The following is a 16,543-nucleotide window of genomic DNA, read 5'->3' as shown; positions in this document are numbered from 1 at the left end:
ATGGAGCGTGACTCCGTTATTGCGCCGCACCCCCGGGACTTAGCTGAAGTAATGGAGTGTGACTCCGCTATTGCGCCGCACCCCCAGGAATTCGCCGGACTAATGGAGTGTGACTCCGCTATTGCGCCGCACCCCCGGGATTTCGCCAGACTAATGGAGTGTGACTCCGCTATTGCGACAAAGTTCACCGAGCGTCATCGCGAGAACGCGTAATAGCCTTGATATCAATCGTGACTCTTATTAGTATTAAGAATATACGAATTACCGTAATTCTACGTACGATAAGGAAATGAGGGACGTATCATTGGTCCGGCAATATGAGAAGCTGGTGCGAGGACCGCTTGCCCTGTACGAACAAATGCGCCTTAGCGTGCTGGAATTGATTCGGGAGAGAGAGCTGAAGCCGCACGATCCGATCCCGTCCGAAGGGGAGCTTGCGGACTTATTCGGGGTAAGCCGCCGTACGAGCAAGCAAGCGCTGATTATGCTCGCCGAGGAAGGAATCGTCTACCGCATGCCTCGCAGGGGGACGTTCCTGGCGGAGCGGGCGCAGCAGTCGGATTCCGAACGCGGGAAGCCGCTCGACGCCCCGCCGCGCATCGCCTTCGTCGTGCCGAAGCTGGACGGCTACACGGGGCCGATCGCCGAGGCCGTGCTGGCCGCCGCGCGCGCGAACGGTGCCGAGCTCGTACTTCGGGCGACCGATAACCGATTGGACGAAGAGGATCGCCTGTTGCGGGAGCTCGCTTCGCCGGGCAGCGGAATTCGAGGGGTTCTGTTGTTCCCGTGCGACCGCAAGACATGCGGCACGGAAGTGCTGCGCCTGCATCTCGAAGGGTACCCGATCGTCATCGTGGACCGGGGGTTTCGGGAAATCCGATTGCCGTGCGTCGTTCACGACCACTTCCGCGGGGCGTACGACGTCACCCGCATGCTGATCGAGCGGGGGCATCGGCGCATCGGCTTCGTCTCGGAGCCGATCTACGGCGTCATGAGCCGGGAAGACCGTTATCACGGCTACATCCAAGCGCATTCGGACGCCGGCGTCGCCTATTCCATGGGCGACGTGCGGCTCGACTACGCCGATCGGCGCGACGCCGACGCTTATATCGCGGCGCTGCCGGACCTCGGGGCGATCTTCTGCGCGAACGACCATGTCGCGGCAGAGGTCATGGGGGCGGCGATGCGCGCGGGGAAGCGAGTCCCGGAAGACGTCTCGATCGTCGGGTTCACGGATTTGCCGGTCGCGGCGCAGCTTCCCGTGCCGCTGACGACCGTGAGGAAGTCGCCCGACGCGCTGGGCGCGGCTGCCGCGGAGCTCGTATTGAGCCTGCTGAGCTCGTCGATGGAGACACGAGATACGGCCGATGCCGTCGTCGTACCGGTCGAGATCGTCGAACGGGATAGCGTGATCACGCGTTAGGAAATCGAATATCGCATCGGAAGGCCTGCGCGGCTTGCGCGGGTCTTTTTTTGTCGTGGAGTCGATTGCGACGCTGAGTTGTCTCGCATTCGTGCGGACTCAGTGGGCGCTATTTACTCGATAAGCAAGGACATAGAGGGATTGGCGGACACGCGGGACCCTATTGGCGGTCAGGTAATGCTTTCGCACGGAATTTGGCTCGAATAGAGGCCGCTGTGTCCACAACGGAAGCGTTCGGAGTCGCTTAGAACGAAATAGCGGCGCGTGTGTCCGACCATAGGTGCTGCGATTAAATTCATCATTGAATGTATCAGTGACACATTATAGTATTCAACTAAGTATCAATGAAACATATCAACCACACCGGAAAGCGAGCGTGCGAACGTTGAAATTGGAACTAGGGGTTAACTTGGGCTTCGCGATCAATAAATACGTGGAGCCGGAAGTATGGGCGCGTATCGTGGCGGAAGAGATGGGCTTGCGCAACGTGCAGTTCGTGGCGGATCTCTTGAACGCGTTCCTGCCGGAAGACATTATCCGCGAGCAAGCGGAGCGGATCCGGGACAGCGTGGACCGATACGGCTTGAACGTAACGAGCACGTTCACGAGCTCGTTCACGCGCGTGAACCATTTCATGCATCCGGACGCGAAGCAGCGCAAGGCGTGGCTGGAATGGTTCAAGCGATTCGCCCGCCTCTCGCGCGAGATGGGAGCCAAGACGACGGGAAGCCACTTCGGCATCCTGACTTTCGAGGATTACGACAACCCGGTTCGGAGGGAATACATCATCGCAGAGGGACTGAAGCATTGGCAGGAGCTGAGCTGGTATTGCAAGGAGCTCGGCATGCCGCATCTGCTGTTCGAGCCGATGTCGATTCCGCGCGAGATGGCGAATACGGTCGAGGATACGAAGGAGCTGCTCGCGCGTCTGAACGACGGCGCCGGCATTCCGTTCAAGCTGTGCCTCGACGTCGGCCACGCGCCGCATCCGGACGACCGCGATCCGTACCGTTGGGTGCGGGAGCTCGGGAGCGTATCGCCGATCATCCATCTCCAGCAGACGGAGAAGGATCACAGCCGGCATTGGCCGTTCACCGACGAGTACAACAAGCTAGGTATCGTTCACGGGGAGCCGCTCTTGGAAGCGCTCGAGCAGGCGGGCGCGGAGGAAGCCGAGCTCGTCCTCGAATTGTCCCATCGCGAAGCATGGTCGACGGAGTTCCGCATCATTCAAGACCATAAGGCGTCGGTCGATTATTGGAAAACGTACGTCGGCGCATAATCCGGCGGAGGAGGAACCGAGCATGAAAGCTTGCGTGTTGCACGCAATCGGGGATTTGCGGTTGGAGGAGCGGGCAACCCCTGTTCCCAAGAGAGGAGAGGCGCTCGTCCGCGTGCGCGCCTGCGGGATTTGCGGCTCGGACATTCCGCGCGTGTATTCGAAGGGGACGTACACGTTCCCGACGATTCCGGGTCACGAGTTCGCGGGCGAGGTCGTCGCCGTCGGAGCGGACGTCGACGAAGGCTGGATCGGCAGGAAAGTCGCCGTCTTCCCGCTTATTCCCTGCAGACGATGCCCGTCGTGCGAGATCGGCGATTACGCCTTGTGCGCCGACTACGACTATATGGGCTCGAGAAGCGACGGCGCGTTCGCGGAATATATCAGCTCGCCCGTTTGGAACTTGATAGCGGCGCCGGATTGCCTATCCTACGAGGAGATCGCCATGGCCGAACCGGCGGCGGTTGCCTTGCACGCGCTCCGCCAAGCCGGTCTCGACTTCCGCGATAACGTGCTCATTACCGGCGCCGGCCCGATCGGGCTGCTGCTCGCGACGTGGGCGAGAGCCTGGGGAGCGAACCGCGTGCTGCTGACCGATATCGACGACGACAAGCTTCGCTTCGCCGAGCGCTTGGGCTTCGGCGACGTCTTCAACCCGATGCGCGGAGACGCGAAGGAGTGGGTGCGCTCCGCGACCGGGAGAGGAGCCGACGTCGTCATCGAAGGAACCGGGACTTCGCCCGGCTTGGATACCGCGCTCTATGCCGTTCGCCCCTCTGGCAAGGTCGTCTTGATGGGGAATCCGTCGGGAGGCGTCTCCTTGTCGCAGGACGGCTATTGGCAAATTCTCCGCAAGCAGCTGACCGTGCGAGGAACATGGAACTCCTCGTTCGCGAGCGCGCCGAACAACGAATGGGAGCTTGCGATCGCGGCGATGGCGTCCGGGAAGCTGAACGCGAGGCCGCTCGTGACGCACCGCGTTCCGTTGGAGGGCGTGCCGGACGCGCTCGTCATGATGCGCGACCGGACGGAATTTTACAACAAAGTCATGTACGTGAACGAATCTACTTAACGAATAGAGAAGAGAAGGGAAGCGATCGCCAATGAAAGCAGCCGTACTGGAAGCGCTGGGCAATCTCGTCGTGAAGGAGGTCGGCACGCCGGACGTCGACGGCGACAGCATCTTGATGAAGGTCGAGGCGGTCGGCGTGTGCGGCTCCGATATTCGCATCTTCCGCCACGGCAACAGCCGAGTGAGCATGCCGCAAATTCTGGGCCACGAGGCGTCGGGACGCATCGTGGAAGTCGGGCGTAACGTCTCGCGCTTCAAGGTCGGGGACCGGATCGCGCTCGGCGCGGACGTGCCTTGCGGGGAATGCGTGTTCTGCGAGGCGGGCTACGGCAACAACTGCCAGATCAATTACGCGATGGGCTATCAATTCGCCGGCAGCTTCGCGGAATACGTGCTGCTGAACAAGACGGTCGTCAATTACGGGCCGATTCACGCCATCGCGGACCACGTCTCTTACGAAGAAGCGGCGCTCTCGGAGCCGCTCGCTTGCGTGCTGAACGGCTTGGAGCTGTCGAACGTCGGCATCGGCGAGACGATCGTCGTCATCGGCGCCGGACCGATCGGCCAGATGCTGGTCGAGGTGTGCCTGAAGATGGGCGCCAAGGTGCTGCTCGTCAACCGTTCCCGCCCTCGTCTGGACACGGCGAGAGCGCTGGGCGCGCACGCGTATATATGTTCCGCGGAAGAGGACGCGATCGCCCGCGTGCTGGAAGAGACGGGCGGTCTCGGCGCGGACGTCGTCATTACGTGCAATCCTTCGCCGCAGGCGCAGGTCGACGCGATCCATATGGCGAGAAACCGGGCGCGCGTCAACTTGTTCGGCGGTCTGCCGAAGCACCAGTCGCAAGTGACGCTCGACACGAACGTCATCCACTACAAGGAGCTGTTCGTTCACGGCGCGCACGGTTCGTTGCCCCGCCATCACCGCAAGGCGGTAGAGCTTATCAACGCCGGCATCATCGACATGAAGAAGTATATCTCCCATCGGTTCCCGCTCGAGCGGATCGTCGAAGGGTTCGAGACGGCGGAGAGCCATGCCGGCATGCGCGTCATCATTAACCCATGACGGGGAATCGGGAGGCGAATGCCGTGCCGGGTAAAATATCGCCGTCGATCATGTGCGTCGACTTCTTGCGGCTGCAGGATCAACTGGCGGCGCTTCAAGCCGCGGGCGTGGAGTACCTTCACGTCGACATCATGGACGGCAAGTTCGTGCCCAACTTCACGCTCGGGCCCGACTTCGTCCGCGCGCTGAGGGCGATGACGAATATACCGATGGACGTCCACTTAATGGTCACGGAGCCGGAACGCCACTTGGAACTGTTCGGGCTGCGCGAAGGCGACCTCGTGTCCGTCCACCAAGAGGCGACGGTCCATCTTCAGCGCACGCTGCAGCAAATTCGCGCATACGGCGCGAAGAGCGCCGTCGCGATCAATCCGGCCACGCCGATCTACGCCGTCGAGGACGTGCTCGACGACGTGGACGTCATCTTGATCATGACCGTCAATCCGGGGTTCGCCGGACAGAGGCTCGTTCCTTCCACCTTGCAGAAGATCAAGAGATTGCGGGCGATGCTCGAGGAACGCGGCTACGGCCATATCGAGATCGAAGTCGACGGCAACGTCAGCTTCGAGAACGCGAAGCGGATGCGGGAGGCGGGGGCGGACTTGTTCGTCGCGGGCACGTCCAGCATTTTCCGCCCGGGCGAGGACTTGCTGGCGTTGACGAATCAGCTGCGCGCGTGCATTACGTAACAGGGCTATCGCGAACGGATCGCGGGCCGTTCGACAAAGTCCTCTCGCTAAAGTCGCGACGAGAGAACGATTGATGACGGAAGGCAACCTGTGATACCCTTGTCGACAAGAAGGTCGAAGCGGCGCGGAAGCGCCGTTTTCGCACGCATGATAGACAGCGCTTACATCCAGGCGATACCGGGAGGCTTCACCATGAATCCTGCAAGCTTGTTGGGGCGCGTTACCGCGCCGTTGCTCCGTACGGTCAAAGGGAGATTGATCGCGATGCTGCTCCTCAGCGCCATCGCGCCGCTCGCCTTGCTAGGGTTGATCTCTTACTCTTCGTTCCACTCTTTCATTCAGAATACGCTAACGAAGGGCATCCAGGAGAACGTGGACAAGGAACTGAAGGGCATCGACGACATCTTGAAAAACTTGAACTTCGCCTCCCAGCAAATCGCGCTCGACCAGGCGATCGTCGCCGAGATTCGGAAGTACATGTCGACCGACGATATCATCCTGCGCAAGGACATGATCCGGATCGTGCAAGACCGGATGCGGCTCATCAATTATTCGAGTCCGCACGCCGGTATCTTGACGGTGCTGGACATGAACCGCAATGTATTGTTCCAGAGCTACCCTTCGGTCGGATCGGTCGAGCTGGACGCCTATCCCGTGCTCGTCGAAGCGAACGGCGTGAGCTATCACGCGCCGCACCTGTCGGTCGACCAATACGGCAAGGAATCGGATCCTCCCGTCATCTCGCTGTCTCGCAAGGTGACGGATTACGCGGAGAACGGGCAATCGTTCTACGTCTATATCGAGAGCAACTTCAACTCGATCAAGCAGCTGTTCGGGCAGCAGCAGTACGGCGAGCCGGCCGTTCATCTGCTGCTGGATCCGGGCGGTCGGGTCGTCTACAGCGAGGATTCGGCTTTTCCGGCCGGCAGCGCGTACGTCGGCGACGACAAGGCGCCTTCCGCCGCTTCGCACCGAAGCCGGATGGCGCTGACGACGGTCGGCGACCAAGGCTGGCAGCTCGTCGTCTTGCTCGACGGGGCCTCGTATCGCGCGGAGATGGACGCCTGGATTCTGAAGTTCGCCACGATCGGGCTGTTCTCGCTCGCGCTCAGCTTCCTGCTGGCGTACTTGGCTTGGCGTTCGATCTTCCGGCCGCTGCAGACGTTCCGCAAGGAGATCGAATGGATGGGCGACAGCCGGATCGCCCGCGCGCGGCGCGTGATGAACCTGACGGAGTTCGATAGCCTGCTCACCCGCTTCTATCTCATGCGGGACCGGGTGTTCGACCTGCTCAAGGAGATCGAGTGGCGGGAGCGGGCGCGCAGCCGCATCGAAGTCGAGAAGCTTCGCTACCAGATCAATCCGCACTTCATTCATAACACGCTCAACACGGTACAAGTCATCGCCAAGATCCATAAACAGGAAGAGATCGTCAAGCTGGTCACCTATTTCACTCGGATCTTGCACTACAATCTAGGCAAGGAAGGCACGTTCGTCCGCGTGCGGGACGAGATCGAGAATCTTCGGGACTATCTCTACCTGCAGCAGATTCGCTATAACCATACGTTCACGGTCGATATCCGGGTGGAGCCGGAAGCCGAGAACGGCGAGCTTCCGAGATTCGTGCTGCAGCCGCTCGTCGAGAACGCGCTGTACCACGGTTTTCGGAGCGACGAAGGGACGATCGCCGTCGACATCGGCAAGGAAGAAGACGGCATCCGGATCGTCGTCTCGGATAACGGCGTCGGGATGTCCGAGGACGCCGTCGCCGCGCTGTTCGAAGAGAAGCCGTCGCTTGCCGCGGAAGGCAGGAAGACGGGCATGGGCATCGGCCTCGCGTTCACGCATCGCCTGATCCGGACGTATTACGGCGACGATCGAGGGCTCGAGATCCGAAGCCGGAGCGGGGAAGGCACGACGATTACGATCCGGATTCCGGAGAAGCCGCTGGAGGGGATAGAGCATGATCAGAACGCTGCTGGTCGATGACGAACCGATCGTCCGCAAAGGACTTTTGCATATTTTGCCGTGGGACAAGCACGGGATGTCCGTCGTCGCGGACGTCGGGAGCGGGGACAAGGCGCTCGAATGGCTGGCGTCGGAGAAGATCGACCTCGTCGTTACCGACCTGACGATGCCGGGCATGTCCGGCTTCGAGCTGATCGAGCGGATGCAGGAGAGGCACCCGGCGGTCAGCGTCGCGATTCTCACTTGCCATCAGGAGTTCGACTACGTGCAGGAAGCGATCCGGATGGGCGCGCTCGATTACATCGTCAAGACCGAGATGGACGACGAGAAGCTCGATAAGCTGTTCGGGAGAATCTCGACCGTCGTGCGCGGCAAGCTGGCCGCGGAAGGCGGGGCGGTCAAGCAGTCGGCGCGCGGCAAGGACGGCATTCTGTTCGTCGGCTTGGCATCCGATTGCTCCGTCAACGAGCTGTATGCGGCGCCATGGATCGCGGATCGGATGCCTTATCCGGTGTCGAACGCGAACCAGGCCTGGTTCGTCGAAGCCGACCCGGAGCAAGAGCAGCCGTCGCGCCTGGACGGCTTGCTCGCGTCCGACCGGTGGGCGATCGTCGTCCTGCATCATCTGACGATGAAGGACCGGCTCCGAGAGCTGCTCTCCCAATATTTGCGCAGGCATCTGTACTATGTCGCGAATCCGCGAGAAGGCAGCGTATGGCATGATTCGCTGCGGGACGTGATGGCGTTCGAGGAGAAGCGCGGCCAGGCCGATTGGACGGTCGAATGGGAAGCGCTCGATTGGGTGTTCGACGATTCGGCATGGCACGAGCTGCAGGGCAAGATCGTCAGGCAGCGGCCGTTGCCCGCCGAGCTGTGCGAGAAGGCCTACAAGCTCGCGCGCGCTTGGCAGGGCATCCGCAAGTTCGCGGAAGCCAAGCCGCTCGTCCGGGAAGCTTGCAGTCTCGGTTGCTGGCAGGAATGGAAGCATTGGCTGGAGCGCGTCCGGCTCGGGATGCGCGCCGCCGTCGTCGATGAAGCCGAGGCCGGGCACGAGAATCCGCTCCGCATTCTAAGGTCGATCCAGCTCGTCCTCGCCAGATTGCAGGACGGCGTCACCCAAGAAGAGGTGGCGGCGTCGGTCAACATCAGCCGAGGCTACTTCAGCGACAGCTTCAAGCGCATCGTCGGCACGACTTTCAACGAATTCATGCGCGAGCTGCGCGTCGATAACGCGAAGCTGTGGCTCGTCCGCACGGAGCTGCCGATCGGGGAGATCTCCCAGCGCTGCGGCTTCGCGGACTTGCCCTACTTCCGCAAGCTGTTCCGGGACGAGACCGGCATGACGCCGAGGGAATACAGCCGGCTGCCGTCCGCGATCTCCGAGTTCGAGCTCGGCTATATCGGGAAGAACGCGAAGTAGACAATTGTAGGACCGCCAGCGAAAAATGTACGGCAAAAAACGCGTCAGATGACAAACGTCGGTCAACTGATGCGTTTTTTCCATTCTAGCGGATCGCGAGAACTCGTTACGATGAACCTGTAAGCAAATATCGATATCGAAAAGAGGGTTACGCGAAATGGTCAACAAGAAGAAATGGGCAACGTTAGCCATGGCTTCCATGCTCGCGTTCATGACGGCTTGCAGCGGCAACGGCAACAACGGAAACGACGCTTCCGAATCTCCGAGCGCGCCGGCTTCGCCGTCGGCGTCGGGCACGGCGTCGGAATCGGCGCCGGCGGAACCGTCCGCTCCTGCGGCGGATCCGTTCGGCAAATATCCGGAGCTGATCGAATTCACGACGGTGCGTCCGGTCGGCAACAATCCGGCGTTCCCGGAAGGCCAATCGTACGAAGAGAACGACTTCAACGCGTTCATGCAAGAGCAGCTCAACGCGAAGCCGAAGTTCGTCTGGATGGCGCCGCAGGACGGCTTCGCCTATAAGCAGAAGCTCGACCTCGCGATCAGCGGCAACGACATCCCCGACGTTTTCGAGATCGTAGGCTCTACGCCGACGGAAGTGAAGGCGACGCTGAAGCGCCTCGTGGACGCGGACATGATCGAAGACTTGACGACGGTGTACGACCAATACGCGTCGCCGGCGCTTAAGGAAAGCTACGCCAATCAGAACAACCAAGTGCTCGACCTGTATTCGATCGACGGCAAGCTGTACGGCATTCCGCAGCAGACCGGTCTCGAGAACTTCAACTTCGTCTGGGTTCGCGACGACTGGCGCAAGAAGCTGAACCTGCCGGAGCCGAAGACGATGGACGACGTCATCGCGATCGGCAAGGCGTTCAAGGAGCAAGATCCGTTCGGCGGCGGCAAGACGGTGCCGTTCGCGATGCAGATGCAGACGGAGCCGAGCGGCTTGTTCGGTCCGGGCTTCCTGTTCGACACGTACGACGCGTATCCTCGGTTGTTCCACAAGGACGCGGCCGGAGAGGTCGTCTACGGCGGCATTCAACCGGGCATCAAGGACGGCCTGAAGGTGTTGGCGCAGTTGTATGCCGACGGGTTGATCGAGAAGGACTTCGCGCTGAAGGATTCCGGCAAGCTGCAAGAGCTGCTGGCGAGCGGCCGCGCGGGCATCGTCGGCCAGGCGTGGTGGGGCGTATGGTACCCGCTGTTCATGACGCTGCAGAACGTTCCCGACGCGGACTGGAAACCGTACGCGATTCCGGCGAACAACGGCAAGATCAATTTCGGCTCGACGCTGCCTTCCACGAACGTCATCGTCGTGAAGAAAGGTTTCAAGCATCCGGAGCTTCCACTTAAGTGGGTGAACGTGTACAACGCGAACCGTAAAGGCGAGTTCTTCATGAAGCTGTCGCAAGAGAAGTTCAAGGACGCGAACGAGAAAGCTCCGATTCTGTGGGGCCTGACGGTCGCGCCGGGTGACGATATTCTGTCCGCCGCCAAGCTGATCGTCGGCGCGGTCAAGGGCGAAGTGGATCCGGCGACGCTGCCGTTCACGAACTTGGACGCTTACAACCACATCAAGAAGTACATCGACGAGCTGCAAGACCAACCGCAGGCGCCTAGCAAGAACATGCTGCAATGGCAGAACACGCGCAGTTGGTTCGACGCGATGGGCGGCGCGTCCGCTTACGAGTTGAACGTCGTCTACTCCGTGTTCGACGGGCAGACGCCGACGATGGAGAAGAAGATGACGGCGCTGAACGACCTGCAGATGAAGGCGTACCATACGATGATCATGAAGTCCAAAGACATCGACGCGGACTTCGACAAGTTCGTGGCCGATTGGAAGTCGCAAGGCGGGGACGAGATTCTCGCGGAAGTCAAAGCAGAGCTGGCAAGCAAATAAGAGGACAAGACGAAGGGCGCTGAGCGGAGCTCGGCGCCCTCGTTGTCTTCGACAATCGCGCCGAAGGAGGCCAACCTCATGCAACGCAAATGGTCGGAACAATTCCATTACAACTTCATGCTGCTGCCGGGCATGCTTCTCGTGCTCGTGTTCTCGATCTGGCCGATCGGCGGCATCATTCTCGCGTTCAAGCATTTCATACCGACGAAAGGCATTTGGGGCTCCGAGTGGGTCGGTTGGGAGAACTACGCGCTGCTGTTCGAGACGCCCGTCGCCAAGCAGGTGTTCTTCAACACGGTGATCATCGCGCTGATGAAGATGGCGGTCGGCTTCGTCGTGCCGATCGTATTCGCGCTCATGTTGAACGAGCTTCGGATCCGTTGGTTCAAGCGTACCGTTCAGACGATCGTTTATTTGCCTCACTTCCTGTCTTGGGTGCTGATCGCCGGCATCCTTCGCGATATATTCGCGGTAGACGGCATCGTCAACATGTTCCTCGTAAGGAATTTCGATATCGAACCGATCATGTTCCTCGGCGAACACTTCTGGTTCCGCTCCATCCTCGTAGGCTCCGACATTTGGAAAGAATTCGGCTTCGGCACCATCATCTACCTGGCCGCGCTCACGTCGATCAATCCGGCGTTGTACGAAGCGGCGGAGATCGACGGGGCCAGCCGTTGGAATAAACTGCGGTACATTACGCTGCCGGGCATCGCGGCGATGATCGTGCTCGTCGGCACGCTTAGCCTGCAGAACGTCCTGAACGCGGGCTTCGACCAGATTTTCAACCTGTACAATTCGCTCGTCTACGATTCCTCCGATATCATCGATACCTACGTGTACCGCGCCGGCTTGCAGGAAGGGCACTTCGAGGTCGCGACCGCGATCGGCTTGCTGAAGTCCGTCATCAGCTTCGTGCTCATCGTCGTCTCGTACGCGCTCGCCAGCAGGTTCGCCAACTATCGGATATTCTGACATCAAGGAGGAAGGGCTATGGTAAGAAGCACTACGTTCGGAACGAAGGCCGCGGACATCGCCTTGATCGTCCTGCTCGCGCTGGCGTCGTTCACGTGCCTGTTCCCGATCATTCACAATCTCGCGATCTCGTTCAGCCTCCCGGCGAGAGCCGAAGGCGGATTCGTCACGATATTCCCGCAGCAATTCACGTTCGCGGCCTATACGAAGCTGTTCGAAGACGAGACGTTCTTCCGCACGTTCCGCATCTCGCTGGAGCGGGTGGCAGTCACGACGTCGATGAGCTTCCTCATCTCGCTGCTCATGGCTTATCCGCTATCCAGGACGAATAAGGAATTCAAGCTCCGCAACGTCTACATGTGGGTGCTCGTGTTCGTCATGATGTTCAACGGCGGGCTCATTCCGTTCTACTTGATCGTGAAGCAGCTCGGCCTGATGAACTCGTTCTGGGTGCTCGTGCTGCCGATGATCGTGAACGTGTACAACATCATTCTGATCGTCAACTACTTCCGCACCATCCCGAAGGAACTCGACGAATGCGCATCGATGGACGGCGCGGGCCCTTGGTACAAGGTGTTCCGGATCTACATGCCGCTGGCGATGCCCGTGCTGGCGACGACGACGCTGTTCCTGCTCGTTGTCGTATGGAACGAATTCATGCTCGGCATGATCTTCATGCGCACCGTCGAAGACGCTCCGCTCCAGACGTACATGCAGCAGCTCGTCGTCCGTATCGACCCGACGCTCATACAATCCGTGGAAGACGTGAAGCAGCTGGCGAGCGTGTCCGACAAGACGCTCGGCGCGGCCAAAATCTTCGTCTCCATGTTCCCGATCATGGTCATCTATCCGTTCCTGCAACGTTACTTCATTACCGGGATCACGCTCGGCTCGGTGAAGGAATAATGCGCCGAGAAGCATGGCCGGAGCGGCCGAAGCTCGGGTTGATCGGAATCGTGACGGAGGAAGCGAAGAAGGACTTCTGGGGAACGATGCGGCAATTGGCGGACATCGGCTACGAGGGCGTCGAGGCGCCCGACGGGCTGCCGGAGGGGGATGTCGCGGCGAACGTCCGGCGATTCAACGAGCTGGGGCTGGCCGTCGCGACCCATTCCGCGAGCCGCGAACGGCTGGCATCGGAACTCGACGAGGTCGCGCGGGAGGCGCTCGCGCTTCGGACGTCGCACGTGACCGTCTGGTGGGCGCCCTGCTCCTCCAAGGAGGAGACGCTGCGGGACGCCGAGCTGTTCGATGCCGCGGGCAGGCGTCTGGCCCGGGAAGGGCTTCGGTTATGCTACCACCCGCACGCGCACGAATTCGAGAACCGGTTCGAAGGGATCCGCGCCTTGGATTGGATGGCGAGCCATACCGATCCGGAGGCGCTATCCTTCCGGCTCGATATCGGATGGATTACGATAGCGGGCGCGGATCCCGCGGCGGAGCTGACGAAGCTGGGCGCGCGGGTGAAAGGCTTGCATCTGAAGGACGTACGCACGATGGATCCGGCGGGCGACTGGACCGTGCTCGGCACGGGGATCGTCCCTCTAGATCGGTCGCTGAAGGCTGCCTACGACATCGGCGGCATCGAGTGGATGACGGTCGAACAAGACCGGCTCCGCAATCTGACGCCGATGGAAACCGCCCAAGCGGCGTACTTGAACTTGAAGGAAGCCGGCTGGCTGCGGAAAGGGGATCGAAGACTTGAAGCATGAGAACGGCGGACCGATCGGCGGCGATTGGCCGGCCCAAGCTGTCTGGTACGATCGCGAGGGGAAGGGGCGCGATCTGTACGGGAGATTCCGGTTGACGTTCGATATAACGGGCGTGCCTGCGCGAGCGACATTGCATCTGTTCGCCGACACGACGTACCAATTGTACGTCAACGGCGAATATGTCGGGACCGGTCCGGCCAGATTCGACCCGAAGCATCCGACGTATGACACGCACGATATCGGCGCGCTCCTCGTCCCCGGACGGAACGCGATCGCCGTACAAGCGAACTACGTCGGCCACAAGACGTTCATGACGATCCGTTCGCAAGCCGGGTTCGTCGCTTGGGGAGAAATCGCGGGCGGCGACGGCGAGAGGGTCGCGCTCGCGACCGGCATGGCGGCGTGGAAGGCGACTCGCGCGGAGGCACACCGGTACGCGGCCAAGGCGAGCTTGTTCCTGAAGGCGGCCGACCGTTACGACCAGCGGTTGGACGATCCGGCATGGACGGAGTCGGCGTATGACGATGCCGCATGGCCGCTTGCCGAACCGTTGGCCGATTCGTCGGCTTGGGGGCCGCCGGAGCCGCGCTCGATTCCTTATCCGTCCGGAGAGCCGGTAGCCGTCGAGCGTGTGCTGCAGGTACTTCCGCTCGCCGCCGCGGAGCGAGTCTATTCGTTCAGCGTCGAGATGCCGCACGTTCGAGAGATTCACGAACCGGAGCGGCTGAGTCCGTATATGGCGGTCATGACGTGGATCTACTCGCCGGAGGATCGCATCGTGACCGCCGGCGTCCATTACCAATCCGTCTGGATCAACGGAGTGCCGGTCGACGGAGGCGTCCATTCGAACGACAAGAGCATGAGAATGAACCGGAGATTCGCGCTGCGCCGGGGCTGGAACCACTACTTCGCGCGAATCGAAGCGCTGCAGGACGCGATTCATCATTACTTGGCGCTGCCGGCCGACGGAGGCTACCACCTATCGGCGAATGCTGCGAATTCTGCGAAGGAGGCGGACGGCTCGGACGCGATGTTCCGACGCTCTCCGGCGCTGACGCCGGAGCGGTACGAAGCGCTGCTGGGCGGCAAGCCGCTCCCGTACGCGCCCTATGACGAGCTTGCCGAAGCCGGCGGATGGATCGACGTCGGACAAGGCGAGACCGGCTGGAGCCCGACGATGAGCTCCGGTTGGGACGGCTACGGCGAGCCTTTCGAAACGATCGGCGCGGAGGACCTCGAGTCGCCGCGAACGTTCCGGCTCGCGGATTATCCCCATGGCTTCTCGCTGCTCTTGGACTTGGGAGCGACGCGGCTCGTCTACCCGCGGACGGTGTGGGAAGGCGCGGGCGGAGCCGCGATCGACATGACGTACGGCGAGCATCTGAACGAAGACGGCAAGCATATTCGCCACTATCATTGGTACGGTCTCGGCGACCGCGCGACGGGAGACGAGCGGCGCGGGACGCTCGACTGGCGACTGGCGCAGCCCAAAGGCTTCCGCTACTTGCAACTGACCGTTCGCGGCGCGCGCGGCGACGTGACGCTGAAGCGAATCGAGCTGAAGTCGGCCAGTTATCCGACGACGAGGCTCGGCTCGTTCCGTTGCTCGGACCCGCTGCTCGAGCGGATCTGGGAGATGGGCGTCCGCACGCAGGCGACGAACATGGAAGACGCCTATACGGACTGCGTCACGCGGGAGCGCGGCCAATATATACGCGATACGGTCATCCAGTACCATACGAATCTCGCCGCGTTCGGCGATCGCGCGCTCATGCGGCGCAGCCTGGAGCTTATCGGCCAGTCTCCGGACGAGACGGGCAAGTTCAGGGCCGTCTATCCGAACGAGGGAGACTACACGATCGCTGACTTCGCCTTGAACGCCCTCGAAGGCTTCGAAACGTACTACGCGCATACCGGCGACAAGGAACTGATCTCCCGGTACTGGGAGCCGATCTTGCGCAACTTGGCGTGGTTCCACGAGCTCGCCGACGAACGCGGCGATCTGCTGCTGGACGCGGATTGGGACAAGAAACGGGGAATCAAGGCGCACTACGGCGGCTTCCACGGAGATCTCGCGATCGTGCCGGGGTACATGGACAATACGGGCGTCCACTGCGTGTTCAGCTGCACGTACCTGATCGCGCTGAGGCGGGCGGCCGCGCTGGCCGACGCGATCGGGCGAACGGCCGACGAGAGCGAGCTGCGGCGCCGGATCGGCGTATTGGAACGATCGATCCGGGACGCGTTTTGGGACGAGGGGCGGGGCTGCTATGCGGATACGTTGGCGCGAGGCACGCACTCCGCGCACGCCAGCCTGTTCGCGGCCAGAGCTGGCGTCTTGACGCCGGAGCAGGAGGAGCCCGCCAGGCGGCACGTCCGTCGCGCGCTGCGTTCGGTGTTCGTCAACGGCTACGGCCCGGAGGACGGCGTGTACGTTTCGCCGAGCTTCTCCTTCTATATTTTCGAAGGCTTGTACGAGCTCGGATTGACAGACGTCGCGGAGCGCATGATGCGGCAAGGCTGGGGATGGTTCCTGCAGCAAGGCTTGACGCAAGCGCCGGAATATTACGATCTGAACCAAAGCTTATGCCACGCATGGTCGGCTTGTCCGACGTACTTCCTGTCCAGGCACGTGCTGGGCGTTCGGCTGCGGGAAGGGGACGCCGGCGAGGTCGTCATCCGCGTGCAGGCGGACGACGTGACGGCGGCGGAAGGAGCGGTGCCGCACCCGCGCGGCTTGATTGAAGTGAAATGGCATACGGACGAAGAAGGGCGGCGGGTATTCGACTATGTTCGGGTACCCGAAGGAATGGCCGCCCGGATCGTCGGTTAACGAATCCGCCCCGGGTCGCGTCGCGACGCCGAGGGCGGATTTTCGTACGATGGCCGAAGCGCCGGATGAGGAATTCCGTAGCCTCCCGCCCGACGATTGTCAGGTCGGCGCCGGAAGATCAACATCTCTCTCCCGCGACGAGACCAAATTCGACTCCCGGCGCCGGCGGGCGGTAGTACACTCAAGTCGAGCGCGGCGTA

The 16,543-nt window shown here is 61.3% G+C and carries 12 protein-coding genes; all 12 read left to right on the top strand.

Annotation, left to right across the window (positions count from 1 at the left end; translation table 11 throughout):
* Positions 1–304: 304 nt before the first annotated feature.
* The 12 genes from ACFQZG_RS12980 (at position 305) to ACFQZG_RS12925 (ending at position 16,343) form a co-directional block, all read left to right on the top strand.
* The gene (locus tag ACFQZG_RS12980) at positions 305–1,423 is read left to right on the top strand and encodes a GntR family transcriptional regulator (RefSeq protein ID WP_378153091.1); all 1,119 of its coding nucleotides are present in this window, start codon (positions 305–307) and stop codon (positions 1,421–1,423) included.
* Positions 1,424–1,808: 385 nt separating this feature from the next.
* Complete coding sequence (locus tag ACFQZG_RS12975; protein WP_378153089.1) at positions 1,809–2,705, top strand: sugar phosphate isomerase/epimerase family protein; 897 nt, start codon at positions 1,809–1,811, stop codon at positions 2,703–2,705.
* A gap of 22 nt (positions 2,706–2,727) precedes the next feature.
* Entirely contained in the window at positions 2,728–3,774 is a 1,047-nt protein-coding gene (locus ACFQZG_RS12970; RefSeq protein WP_378153087.1) for a galactitol-1-phosphate 5-dehydrogenase, read from the top strand.
* A 31-nt stretch (positions 3,775–3,805) separates the two neighbouring features.
* A complete protein-coding gene (locus ACFQZG_RS12965; RefSeq protein ID WP_378153085.1) occupies positions 3,806–4,840 on the top strand; it encodes an alcohol dehydrogenase catalytic domain-containing protein in 1,035 nt (344 codons plus the stop codon).
* A gap of 23 nt (positions 4,841–4,863) precedes the next feature.
* Complete coding sequence (rpe, locus tag ACFQZG_RS12960) at positions 4,864–5,529, top strand: ribulose-phosphate 3-epimerase (RefSeq protein ID WP_378153083.1); 666 nt, start codon at positions 4,864–4,866, stop codon at positions 5,527–5,529.
* Between the two features lie 192 nt (positions 5,530–5,721).
* The gene (locus ACFQZG_RS12955) at positions 5,722–7,518 is read left to right on the top strand and encodes a cache domain-containing sensor histidine kinase (protein WP_378153081.1); all 1,797 of its coding nucleotides are present in this window, start codon (positions 5,722–5,724) and stop codon (positions 7,516–7,518) included.
* A complete protein-coding gene (locus ACFQZG_RS12950; protein WP_378153079.1) occupies positions 7,493–8,917 on the top strand; it encodes a response regulator in 1,425 nt (474 codons plus the stop codon). The genes ACFQZG_RS12955 and ACFQZG_RS12950 overlap by 26 nt, the downstream gene beginning before the upstream one ends.
* A 157-nt stretch (positions 8,918–9,074) precedes the next feature.
* Entirely contained in the window at positions 9,075–10,823 is a 1,749-nt protein-coding gene (locus tag ACFQZG_RS12945; protein WP_378153077.1) for a type 2 periplasmic-binding domain-containing protein, read from the top strand.
* 78 nt (positions 10,824–10,901) lie between these two features.
* Positions 10,902–11,798: an ABC transporter permease gene (locus tag ACFQZG_RS12940; protein ID WP_378153076.1), complete on the top strand. Its 897-nt coding sequence runs from the start codon at positions 10,902–10,904 to the stop codon at positions 11,796–11,798.
* 18 nt (positions 11,799–11,816) lie between these two features.
* Positions 11,817–12,704: a carbohydrate ABC transporter permease gene (locus tag ACFQZG_RS12935; protein ID WP_378153074.1), complete on the top strand. Its 888-nt coding sequence runs from the start codon at positions 11,817–11,819 to the stop codon at positions 12,702–12,704.
* On the top strand, positions 12,704–13,510 hold the full coding sequence (locus ACFQZG_RS12930) for a sugar phosphate isomerase/epimerase family protein (RefSeq protein ID WP_378153072.1): 807 nt from the start codon (positions 12,704–12,706) through the stop codon (positions 13,508–13,510). The genes ACFQZG_RS12935 and ACFQZG_RS12930 overlap by 1 nt, the downstream gene beginning before the upstream one ends.
* Entirely contained in the window at positions 13,500–16,343 is a 2,844-nt protein-coding gene (locus tag ACFQZG_RS12925) for an alpha-L-rhamnosidase-related protein (protein WP_378153070.1), read from the top strand. Before ACFQZG_RS12930 ends, ACFQZG_RS12925 begins: the two co-directional genes overlap by 11 nt.
* Positions 16,344–16,543 lie beyond the last annotated feature (200 nt).

The organism is Cohnella sp. GCM10027633 (assembly GCF_042675445.1).
Lineage (GTDB): Bacteria > Bacillota > Bacilli > Paenibacillales > Paenibacillaceae > Cohnella.
Note: the sequence above shows the minus strand (reverse complement) of the source record. Positions and strands in the feature narration are given on the sequence as shown.

Bases quoted from the DNA above. Each gene is read 5' to 3' on its own strand.
- ACFQZG_RS12950 (WP_378153079.1), top strand. From the start codon at position 7,493: ATGATCAGAACGCTGCTGGTCGATGACGAACCGATCGTCCGCAAAGGA.
- ACFQZG_RS12940 (WP_378153076.1), top strand. From the start codon at position 10,902: ATGCAACGCAAATGGTCGGAACAATTCCATTACAACTTCATGCTGCTG.
- ACFQZG_RS12935 (WP_378153074.1), top strand. From the start codon at position 11,817: ATGGTAAGAAGCACTACGTTCGGAACGAAGGCCGCGGACATCGCCTTG.
- ACFQZG_RS12970 (WP_378153087.1), top strand. From the start codon at position 2,728: ATGAAAGCTTGCGTGTTGCACGCAATCGGGGATTTGCGGTTGGAGGAG.
- ACFQZG_RS12955 (WP_378153081.1), top strand. From the start codon at position 5,722: ATGAATCCTGCAAGCTTGTTGGGGCGCGTTACCGCGCCGTTGCTCCGT.
- ACFQZG_RS12930 (WP_378153072.1), top strand. From the start codon at position 12,704: ATGCGCCGAGAAGCATGGCCGGAGCGGCCGAAGCTCGGGTTGATCGGA.
- ACFQZG_RS12945 (WP_378153077.1), top strand. From the start codon at position 9,075: ATGGTCAACAAGAAGAAATGGGCAACGTTAGCCATGGCTTCCATGCTC.
- ACFQZG_RS12965 (WP_378153085.1), top strand. From the start codon at position 3,806: ATGAAAGCAGCCGTACTGGAAGCGCTGGGCAATCTCGTCGTGAAGGAG.